8 protein-coding genes and 2 pseudogenes are annotated in these 9,385 nt (G+C 70.6%); 6 read left to right on the forward strand and 4 right to left on the reverse strand.

Annotated elements, in window-relative coordinates; all coding sequences use genetic code 11:
- Positions 1 to 202: pseudogene (locus AC5RUP_RS17065) on the forward strand (DEAD/DEAH box helicase); the annotation flags it as partial.
- Entirely contained in the window at positions 202 to 1,116 is a 915-nt protein-coding gene (locus AC5RUP_RS17070; protein WP_494154783.1) for a DNA-methyltransferase, read from the forward strand. The pseudogene AC5RUP_RS17065 and the gene AC5RUP_RS17070, both read left to right, overlap by 1 nt.
- 36 nt (positions 1,117 to 1,152) lie before the next feature.
- Here AC5RUP_RS17070 and AC5RUP_RS17075 read toward each other — a convergent pair whose 3' ends face one another.
- Positions 1,153 to 2,016: a PHP domain-containing protein gene (locus AC5RUP_RS17075; protein WP_494067323.1), complete on the reverse strand. Its 864-nt coding sequence runs from the start codon at positions 2,014 to 2,016 to the stop codon at positions 1,153 to 1,155.
- 75 nt (positions 2,017 to 2,091) lie between these two features.
- Between AC5RUP_RS17075 and AC5RUP_RS17080 the strand changes: the two genes are divergently transcribed.
- Positions 2,092 to 3,663 carry an aminopeptidase P family protein gene (locus tag AC5RUP_RS17080; RefSeq protein WP_494093263.1) on the forward strand — a complete coding sequence of 524 codons (1,572 nt, stop codon included), beginning with the start codon at positions 2,092 to 2,094 and terminating at the stop codon, positions 3,661 to 3,663.
- Positions 3,664 to 3,812: 149 nt separating this feature from the next.
- On the opposite strand, the gene AC5RUP_RS17085 is transcribed toward AC5RUP_RS17080, so the two are convergent.
- A complete protein-coding gene (locus AC5RUP_RS17085; protein ID WP_494158790.1) occupies positions 3,813 to 4,814 on the reverse strand; it encodes a YflT domain-containing protein in 1,002 nt (333 codons plus the stop codon).
- Positions 4,815 to 4,978: 164 nt separating this feature from the next.
- Between AC5RUP_RS17085 and AC5RUP_RS17090 the strand changes: the two genes are divergently transcribed.
- From AC5RUP_RS17090 to AC5RUP_RS17100, 3 genes are read left to right on the forward strand one after another with little or no spacing between them, the layout of a single operon-like run.
- Positions 4,979 to 6,256, forward strand: coding sequence for a magnesium transporter MgtE N-terminal domain-containing protein (locus AC5RUP_RS17090; RefSeq protein WP_494131933.1), 1,278 nt, complete (start codon positions 4,979 to 4,981; stop codon positions 6,254 to 6,256).
- Entirely contained in the window at positions 6,249 to 6,848 is a 600-nt protein-coding gene (locus AC5RUP_RS17095; RefSeq protein ID WP_494067326.1) for a DUF1003 domain-containing protein, read from the forward strand. The genes AC5RUP_RS17090 and AC5RUP_RS17095 overlap by 8 nt, the downstream gene beginning before the upstream one ends.
- A gap of 3 nt (positions 6,849 to 6,851) precedes the next feature.
- Positions 6,852 to 8,012 (forward strand): Mrp/NBP35 family ATP-binding protein, encoded by a 1,161-nt coding sequence (locus AC5RUP_RS17100; protein ID WP_494158791.1) that lies wholly within the window; start codon positions 6,852 to 6,854, stop codon positions 8,010 to 8,012.
- Positions 8,013 to 8,071: 59 nt separating this feature from the next.
- Here the strand turns inward: AC5RUP_RS17100 and AC5RUP_RS17105 are convergent, their stop codons facing one another.
- Both AC5RUP_RS17105 and AC5RUP_RS17110 read right to left on the reverse strand, forming a co-directional pair.
- On the reverse strand, positions 8,072 to 8,500 hold the full coding sequence (locus tag AC5RUP_RS17105; protein ID WP_494158792.1) for a twin-arginine translocase TatA/TatE family subunit: 429 nt from the start codon (positions 8,498 to 8,500) through the stop codon (positions 8,072 to 8,074).
- A 110-nt stretch (positions 8,501 to 8,610) separates the two neighbouring features.
- A pseudogene (locus AC5RUP_RS17110) lies at positions 8,611 to 9,385 on the reverse strand (hypothetical protein); the annotation flags it as partial.

Raw genomic sequence — 9,385 nt, forward strand, 5'->3', positions numbered from 1 at the left:
CGCACGCCAGGGCGGCCCGCAGGGCCGGTCCGACTCGGGCAACCCGCGGCAGCGCCGCGGCACCGAGGAGGCGGCCGCCGAGAACACGGCCGTCGCCTCGGCCGACAAGCCGCGCCGGAAGCGTTCACGCACCCGCCGCCGCAACGGCGAGGTCGTCAACGGGACCGCCCAGCAGGTCACCGACGGCGCCAGCGGGGAATAGTGGCCGGTATCCGGTGGACGCCCGACGGCAGCTCGCTGGTGGTCCGGGCGGACAACGCCGATTTCCTGCCCACGCTGCCCGACGGCGCTTTCACCATGATCTACCTGGACCCGCCGTTCAACACCGGCCGGGCCCAGGTCCGGCAGCAGACCTCCATGGTGCGCAGCGCCGATGGTGAAGGCGACCGCATCGGGTTCAAGGGCAAGTCGTACCAGACGGTCAAGGGCACGCTCGCCAGCTACGACGACGCGTTCGACGACTACTGGTCCTTCCTGGAGCCCCGTCTCTCCGAGGCGTGGCGGCTGCTGGCCGACGACGGCACGCTGTACCTGCACCTCGACTACCGCGAGGTGCACTATGCCAAGGTGCTGCTGGACATGCTCTTCGGCCGCGAGAGCTTCCTGAACGAGATCATCTGGGCCTACGATTACGGCGCCCGTGCGCGCAACCGCTGGCCTGCCAAGCACGACAACATCCTGGTCTACGTCAAGAACCCGAAGGCGTACCACTTCGACAACGCGGAAGTGGACCGCGAGCCGTACATGGCTCCGGGCCTGGTGACCGCGGAGAAGGCCGCACGCGGCAAGCTCCCGACTGACGTCTGGTGGCACACCATCGTCTCCCCCACCGGCCGGGAGAAGACGGGCTACCCCACCCAGAAGCCCGAGGGGCTGCTGCGCCGGATGGTCGCCGCGAGCAGCCGGCCGGGCGACTGGGTGCTCGACTTCTTTGCCGGTTCCGGGACCCTCGGCGCCGTGGCCGCGGGCATGGACCGGCGGTTCGTCTGCGTGGACCAGAACCCGCAGGCCATCGACGTCATGCGCAAACGGCTGGGCCGCCATGCGGCAGTGGTTGAGGCCACCGAGGCCACGGTCGGCGCCGGCGAGGCGGCAGCCGCACAGCCCGTTACCTGAACCCGGGTCAGGCGGCATTCACAAAGGCGTGACCAATCACCGGGCAATGCGGCCGGGAAGGTGCGCCGCAGCGCCCGTCCCGGCGGCGAGGATGCGGTCCAGCATGGCCGGGTCGGTGGTGTTTTCGCCCAGCCGGTTCGGCTTGCCCGCGCCGTGGTAATCGCTGGAACCGGTGACGATCAGATCGTGCTTGGCGGCCAGCCGGCGCAGCTGTTCCCTGCCCTCTTCCGGGTTGTCCCGGTGATCGATCTCCACGCCGGCCAGCCCCGCGTCGAGCATCTCGCGGACGACGGCATGGCCGACCACCCGGCCCCGGCTGCTGGCCACAGGATGGGCAAAGACCGGCACTCCCCCCGCCTCGCGCACCAGGGCGACGGCGGTGGCCGGGTCGGGCGCGTAGTGCGACACGTAGTAGCGCGAGTGGGCGGTCAGGATGCGGGCGAAGGCCTCGCTGCGGTCAGACACGATCCCCGCCGCCACCAAGGCATCGGCGATGTGCGGCCGGCCGATGGTCGCCCCGTGCCCGGCCCGGGCCGTGACCTCCGCCCACGAGATGGGGAAGTCCTCGGCGAGCAGTTCCACCATCCGTTCGGCCCGGGTCATCCGCGCGTCGCGGGCCTTTTTGATTTCGGCCAGCAGGCCAGGGTGGGCAGGATCGTGCAGATAGGAGAGCACATGCACGCTGATGCCCTCCACTGTCCGGCAGGTGACCTCCATGCCGGGCACAAACCCCAGGCCTGCCTCGACGGCGGCGGTTCGTGCCGCTTCCCAGCCGGCGGTGGAGTCATGGTCGGTCAGCGCCACGACGTCAAGACCGGCGGCTGCGGCGGCACGCACCACCTCGGCGGGCGGTTCGGTGCCATCGGAAACGGTGGAATGCGCGTGCAGGTCGATCTTCACAGAACCAATTTACGCCAGGAGCCCCTGCCGGGCGTCGATGTTGGCAGCGCCTTGGGCCGGTGAGACGATGGAGCGGTGAGTACTTACCAGAATGAGGACGCCTCACAGCAGCCTGCCGGGGAGCAGCCGCTGGAAGACCGCGTCAACAACCGTTCCCAGCGCCCCGAATCGGATGCCTTCAAGGAGTTCATGGGCAGCCACTGGGCTCCGGCCGGCTCGTCCGCACCGGAGCAGGATGCCGTCGCACCCTACGCCGCGCGCCGCCGTCGGGCACTTTCCGAGCATTTCCACGGCGAGCGCCTGGTCATTCCGGCCGGCCCGCTGAAGGTCCGCTCCAACGACACCGACTACCGCTTCCGTCCGCATTCGGGCTTCGCCCACCTCACGGGCCTGGGCCTGGACCATGAGCCGGACGCCGTGCTGGTCATGGAACCGACCGAGGCGGGAGCGGGCGACGACGGCGGCCACCACCGGGCCACGCTGTACTTCCGCCCCATGTCCGGCCGGGATTCCGCCGAGTTCTACGCCAACGCCCGGTACGGCGAGTTTTGGATCGGTCCCCGGCCGACGTTGGAGGAGCTGAGCCGCCGGCTGGGCCTGCCCACCGCCGACCTGGGCGAACTCGAAGTCGCCATCACCAAGGACGCCGGCGTCGTGCACGTGGGCGGCATGCGCATCCGGCTGCTGCGCGAGGTCGACCTGAACGTGGACGCCCTCGTGGACACCTCCCGGATCAACACCGGCGTGGACCTGGAGGAATCAGACCGGCTCGACGGCAAGCTCTCCGAAGCGCTGTCCGAACTGCGCCTGCTCAAGGACGAGTGGGAAGTCCAGGAGATGAAGAAGGCCGTGGAGGCCACGGTGAACGGCTTCCATGAGGTGGTCAAGGTGCTGCCTCGCGCGCTGACGCACGAGCGCGGCGAACGCGTGGTGGAGGGCGCGTTTTTTGCCCGGGCACGCGAAGAAGGCAACGACCTGGGCTACGACACCATCGCCGCCAGCGGCAACAACGCGACCATCCTGCACTGGATCCGCAACAACGGGCAGGTGAAGGCCGGAGACCTGCTGCTGCTGGACGCGGGGGTGGAGGCCGACTCCCTGTACACCGCGGACGTGACCCGCACCCTGCCGGTTAACGGCACGTTCACCGAGGTCCAGCGCAGGATTTACCAGGCCGTACTCGATGCCGCCGACGCCGGGTTCGCCGCCGCCCAGCCGGGCGTGAAGTTCCGCGACGTCCACACTGCCGCCGTGACCGTGCTCGCCGAGCGGCTGGACGAGTGGGGCCTGTTGCCGGTTCCCCTGGCCGAGGCGCTCTCCCCCGAGGGCCAGCACCACCGGCGCTGGATGCCGCACGGCACCAGCCACCACCTGGGCCTGGACGTCCATGACTGTGCGCAGGCGAAGCGCGAGTTGTACCTGGACGGCGTGCTCACCCCGGGCATGGTGTTCACGATCGAGCCCGGCCTCTATTTCAAGGACGAAGACCTGGCCGTCCCCGCCGAATACCGCGGCATCGGGGTGCGGATCGAGGACGACATCCTGATGACCGCCGACGGCCCCGTGAACCTGTCGGCGGCCCTGCCGCGCAAGCCCGAGGACGTGGAGTCCTGGATGGCCGGCATCTACGGCACCTCAGGGGAATAGCGCCCGCGGCGGCCGCCGCCGGAGCAACGCCACACAGGAAGGGATCCGCCGTCTGCGACGGCGGATCCCTTCCGTTTATGGTGCGCCCGTTCATGGTCGGGCCTTGCCTGGTGCGCCCGTTCGTGGTGCGGGCACTGCTGGCGTGCGGGCTAGGTGCCGGGGCGGTCGTCGTCGTTGAAGGAGCCCGGGTTCCCCTCGCCGGCCCGTGGTTCGTGGCCCGGCTGGCTCCCGCCGGCCGGTGTGCCGCCGTCGGGCACGGAGCCGCCGGTCTGCGGGCCGGCGCCGGCCTGGGGCTCCCCCGTCTGCGGGCCGGCGCCGGGCTGGGGCTCCCCGGCCTGGGGCTCGCCCGGTTGCTGGGGCTGGGCGGGCTCGGGAGTAACGCGGATTCCGTACTGCGGGCGGCCGTCGGGCAGGTCCGGGAAGCGTCCGCGCACGGGCTGGCCCGTCACCCCGGGCTGGGCCGCGTCGGGACGCGCCGGGCCGGGCTGGGGCTGCTGTCCCGGGACGCTGCCGCCCTGGCGGTACGGGTCCTCGCCCCACTGGGCCGGCCGCTCCGGGGCCTGCGGCTGCTGGCCCGCAGGAGGCTGCTGGCCATAGCCGGCAGGAGGCTGCGGCCCGACGGGCGCCTGCCCGTGGTTTGCCGGCCGGCCGGGAACCGCGGTTCCGGCCATCGGCAGCTGCGCTGCCAACCGCCGGGCCTCGTGTGCCACCTCGGTGGAGACCACCACGTCATAGCTGGTGGCGATCACCTGGTTGGTGGAGGTGAAGTCCCGCTTGCCGCGCTGCAGCGCGTAGGAAATGATGCCGAACAGCATCCAGAAGGCCGCGCCCATGGCCATCGACGAGATCAGCAGCACGAAGGTTTCGCCGCCGCCGAAGAGCATCAGCAGCAAGCCGACGAACAGGCCGAACCACGCGCCGGTGGCCGCGCCGGAGAGGGCAACCCGGGGATAGCTGAGCTTGCCGGTGACCCGCTCGACCATCTTCAGGTCGTTGCCGACGATGGTCACGTGCTGGACGGGAAATTCCTCGTCCGCGAGGTAGTCCACCACCTTCTGGGCATCCAGATACGAGCGGTAGTTACCGATCAGCTCGCCCTGCGGAAGCGTACGGCTGAGGTCTCGGGAATCTGTACGGCCAAGCATCGACATACCCCCATTGTCGCTGATATACGCAACCGGTGGTTTGGGTATCGCTTCAGGTGAACGCGGGACCCCTCGCGCTCCCTCCGCTTCCGCCCGTGCGGCGGCCCGGCCCGGGGCACGGCCGGCCCGCTGAATCCCGGATTCCGGGGGCCACCACGTAGCCTAAAGGGGTGAGCACAAAAACCAACCGCGTCTTCGTAGCCCGGCTGCTCGGCCTGGACGTCTTCGACCCGCTCGGAGACCGCCTGGGCCGGCTGCGCGACGTCGTCGTCCTCGATTACGGCCCCGCCAAACCGCCCCTGGTGGTCGGCCTGGTGGTCGAGGTTCCCGGCAAGAAACGCGTGTTCGTCCCGATGACCCGGATCACCTCGATCACCGCCGGGCAGGTCATCTGCACCGGGCTGGTCAACCTGCGCCGGTTCGAGCAGCGCGGCGCCGAGACCCTGGTGGTCGCCGAGATGTTCGACCGCCGCGTCACGCTCGCCGACGGCAGCGGCGATGCCACCATCCTGGACATCGGCATGGAGCAGTCCCGCGACGGCGACTGGTATGTGTCCCAGCTCTTCGTCCGGCGCGGCCATTCGACCTCGCCGCTGCGCAGCCTGCGCCGCAACGAAACACTGATCGTGGACTGGCACGAGGCCTACCAGGGTGCCCGGCACGAACCGCAGGCGGCCACTACCTTCGTGGCCAGCCACGAGGACCTCAAGCCCGCCGACTTCGCCGAGGCGCTGCACGAGATGACGCAGAAGCGCCGGCTGGAAGTCGCGAGCGAGCTGCAGGACGACCGTCTGGCGGATGTGCTCCAGGAGCTGCCGGACGACGACCAGGTGCAGATCCTCACGTCCCTGGATGCCGAACGCGCCGCCGTCGTGCTGGAGGAAATGGATCCCGACGACGCCGCCGACCTGCTGGCCGAGCTGCCCGAGGAGCAGAAGGAAGAACTGCTGCAGCTGATGGAGCCGGACGAAGCGAAGGACGTCCGCCGCCTGCTGGAGTACGAGGAAAACACCGCCGGGTCCATGATGACCCCGGTGCCGGTGATCCTGCCCCCGGAAGCCACGGTCGCCGAGGCCCTGGCGCATGTGCGCCGCGAAGAGCTCACGCCGGCCCTGGCGTCGGCCATCTTCGTCTGCCGGCCGCCGCTGGAGACCCCCACCGGGAAATACCTGGGCGTTGTCCACATCCAGCAGCTGCTGCGCTACCCGCCGCCGGAGGCGCTGGGCAACATCGTGGATACAGACCTGGAGCCGGTGCTGGACCAGGCCGATGTCAGCGACGTGGCCCGCACCCTGGCCACCTACAACCTGAATGCCCTGGCAGTGGTCAACAGCGCCGGCCGGCTTGTCGGCGCCGTGACCGTTGACGACGTGCTGGACCATCTGCTGCCCGACGACTGGCGGGCGCAGGACGACTCCCCCGTAAGCGGAGGTGGACGCTTTGGCTGAAAAGGCAGATCGGAAAATCAAGGTCGCGGGACTGGACACCCCGCGCGAGACCCGCACGCGCCTGCTGGTCCGGTTGCGGCCGAACCCCGACTATTTCGGCAAGGCCACGGAGTCCTTCGCCCGCTTCATGGGCACCCCGCAGTTCCTGATGTGGATGTCGGTTTTCTGTCTGCTCTGGCTGGCCTGGAACACGTTCGGACCCGAACACCTGCGCTTCGACAGCGCCGCGCTGGGCTTCACCGCGTTGACCCTGATGCTCTCGCTGCAGGCCTCCTACGCCGCTCCGTTGCTGCTGTTGGCGCAGAACCGCCAGGACGACCGGGACAAGGTCTCGCTGCAGCAGGACCGCCAGCGGGCCGAACGAAATCTGGCGGACACCGAGTACCTGACCCGCGAACTGGCCGCGCTGCGGATCGCCATCCGCGAAGTGGCCACGCGTGACTTCGTCCGGAGCGAGCTGCGCTCGGTGCTGGAAGAACTGCTGGACGACGAGTCCGCGGACGAACGCCGCCGCGGCCGGCGCCGGCCCTCCGATGCCACCACCTCGCTGCCCAAGCTGCCGCCCGCCCAACACGGCGGCCAGGAGAACTGATGCATGACTGATCCACACCCATCGCAACACCCGAACCCCGCCGCCGTACGGCGCGCGCTGGGAACCGTGATCGACCCCGAGCTTCGCCGGCCCCTCGCGGAGCTGGGCATGCTCAAGGACGTCCGGATTGACGACGCCGGACGGGTCACCGTCGGCGTGCTGCTCACCATCTCGGGCTGCCCGCTGCGCGGCACCATCACCGCCGATGTCGAGCACGCCCTCGCCGACGTGCCGGGCGTCTCCGGGGTGGCGGTGGAGCTGGACGTGATGACGCCGCAGCAGCGCGACGCGCTCAAGGAGCAGCTGCGCGGCGCCGGCCGCGGCAATCCGTTCGCCGATCCGTCCTCGCTCACCCGCATCTATGCCGTGGCGAGCGGCAAGGGCGGGGTGGGCAAGTCGAGCGTCACCGTCAACCTCGCGTGCGCCATGGCCGCCCAGGGTTTGCGCGTGGGCATCATCGACGCCGATGTCTACGGTTTCTCGGTTCCCGGGCTGCTGGGCATCACGCAGGCCCCCACCCGGGTGGACGAGATGATCCTGCCGCCGGTGGCCTTCGGCGTGAAGGTCATCTCGATCGGCATGTTCGTCTCAGGCAACCAGCCGGTGGCCTGGCGCGGGCCCATGCTGCACCGGGCCCTGGAGCAGTTCCTCACCGATGTCTATTTCGGCGACCTGGATGCGCTGTTTTTGGACCTGCCTCCGGGCACCGGGGACGTGGCGATCTCGGTGGCGCAGCTGCTCCCGTCCTCGCAGATCCTGGTGGTGACCACCCCGCAGGCCGCCGCGGCCGAGGTGGCGGAACGCGCCGGCGCCATCGCCGCGCAGACCGGGCAGCAGGTGGCGGGAGTCATCGAGAACATGTCCTGGCTGGCGCTGCCGGACGGATCCAGGATGGAAGTCTTCGGCTCCGGCGGCGGAACTGCCGTCGCCGAGCGGCTCTCCGCCGTGCTGGCGAAGCCGGTACCGCTGCTGGGAAGCATCCCGCTGGAGCCACGGCTGCGCGCCGGCGGCGACGCCGGCCGCCCGATCGTCCTGGACGGGGCGGATGCCTCCGGCGCCTCCGGCGCCGACAGCGCCGCGGCCGAACTGCGGCGGATTGCGGCGGAATTGGCGGCGCGTCCGCGCGGCCTGGCCGGCCGCACGCTGGGCGTCACCCCCCGTTAGGGCCCGCGGCGGGAACCGCGCCGCGCCAGGGCGCGGCGGTGGGAAATGCGCTCCCGGCGTCAGGTCGCCTCGGTGTCGAACGGCGCTGCCTCACCCGGGGCCAGCTGGGTGCGGGACTTGGCCGCCGCACGCGCCGGCGCCCGCGAACCGGTTGACACGGCCGTTCCGGCCGCGGCCGCGGTTGCGGCTGCTGCCGCGACAGCCGGCGCCGCCGGCGCAGGACGCGGCGCCTCGTCGTCGTCCAACAAGGCTTCTTTGATGATCCGCCGAGGGTCGTATTGCCGCGGATCAAGCTTTCGCCAGTCCATGTCGACGATGTCGTCGCCGACTTCTTCGCGCAGCTGTTCCTTGGCGCCGGCGGCCATGGTCTTCAGCTGTTTGACGAACCTGGCCAGCTGCGCGGCGTATTCGGGCAACCGCTCAGGTCCGAGGATCACCACGGCAAGAATTGCCAGGATGATCAGTTCTGAGCCGTTGATTCCAAACACGATTGAAGGTTACCCGTTCGCCGGGCCGGTCAGCCACTCGGCCGCTGCTGCCGGAGCCCCGCGGCGGCCCCTCATCCGGCCCGGGCCGTCCGGGCATCGCCGGGGGTGCATCAGCCGGCGGCCGGCGGTTTGACCATCATGCCCAGTCCGCGGACGATCCGGCTGAGCGGATCGTCGGCCGGGGATGGCATCGGCAGCTTCAGGCGGGAGTTCTCCGACAGCACCACGTGGCTGACCGTCTCCGGCATCTCGGCCAGCGGAAGGTCGGACCACAACGTGTACGTCACCTCGTCGGAATGGAGCACCACGGTCCAGTCCTCGCCGCCGCGCACCCACACGGCGCGGTTCAGCCCGGCCACTTCCCGGAATCCGTCCATGGTCACCGGATGGCCAGTGGTCGCATTCACCGGCGGCGCGGGGTCCGCCACCCGGGCCGTTCCGTCGGCGCTGCCGTCTCCGCGCCGTTGCTCGGTGACCACCACCCGGTGGCCGCCGTCGCTGAGCTCGAGCCTGACGGCTGGCTGCCCGTCCACGACCGTCTGTTCCGCGCTCCGCAGGCGGTAGCCGAGCCCGGGCAGCAGCGGGCAGGTCCAGCCACTGCGCCGCAGCTCCTCGAGTGCCGCGCCGTCCAGGGCGATCGGACGGGCGGTGCCTGCATCGGCGGCCACCGGCACCCAGGCCGTCCCGGTGGCGAGGCCCCGGCCCGCGTCCGCCTGCCCGGTCTCGCCGCCCAGCACGAAGGCCGCGGACAACGTCAGCACGGCGCAGCCGGCCAGGACCCCGCCGGCAACGGCCAGCACGCGCCTGACCGGCCTGCGCTCAGGCAACGCCCCCGCCGCGGCACCGGCAGCGGGAGGGAGGGCGGGAGGGAGAGCGGCGGGGGCA

It is taken from the genome of Arthrobacter sp. Y3223151 (genome assembly GCF_059091125.1).

What these genes read in the sequence shown, in the direction of transcription:
- AC5RUP_RS17100 (WP_494158791.1), top strand. Translation starts at nt 6,852, where the DNA reads ATGACTGATCCACACCCATCGCAACACCCGAACCCCGCCGCCGTACGG.
- AC5RUP_RS17085 (WP_494158790.1), bottom strand. Translation starts at nt 4,814, where the DNA reads ATGTCGATGCTTGGCCGTACAGATTCCCGAGACCTCAGCCGTACGCTT.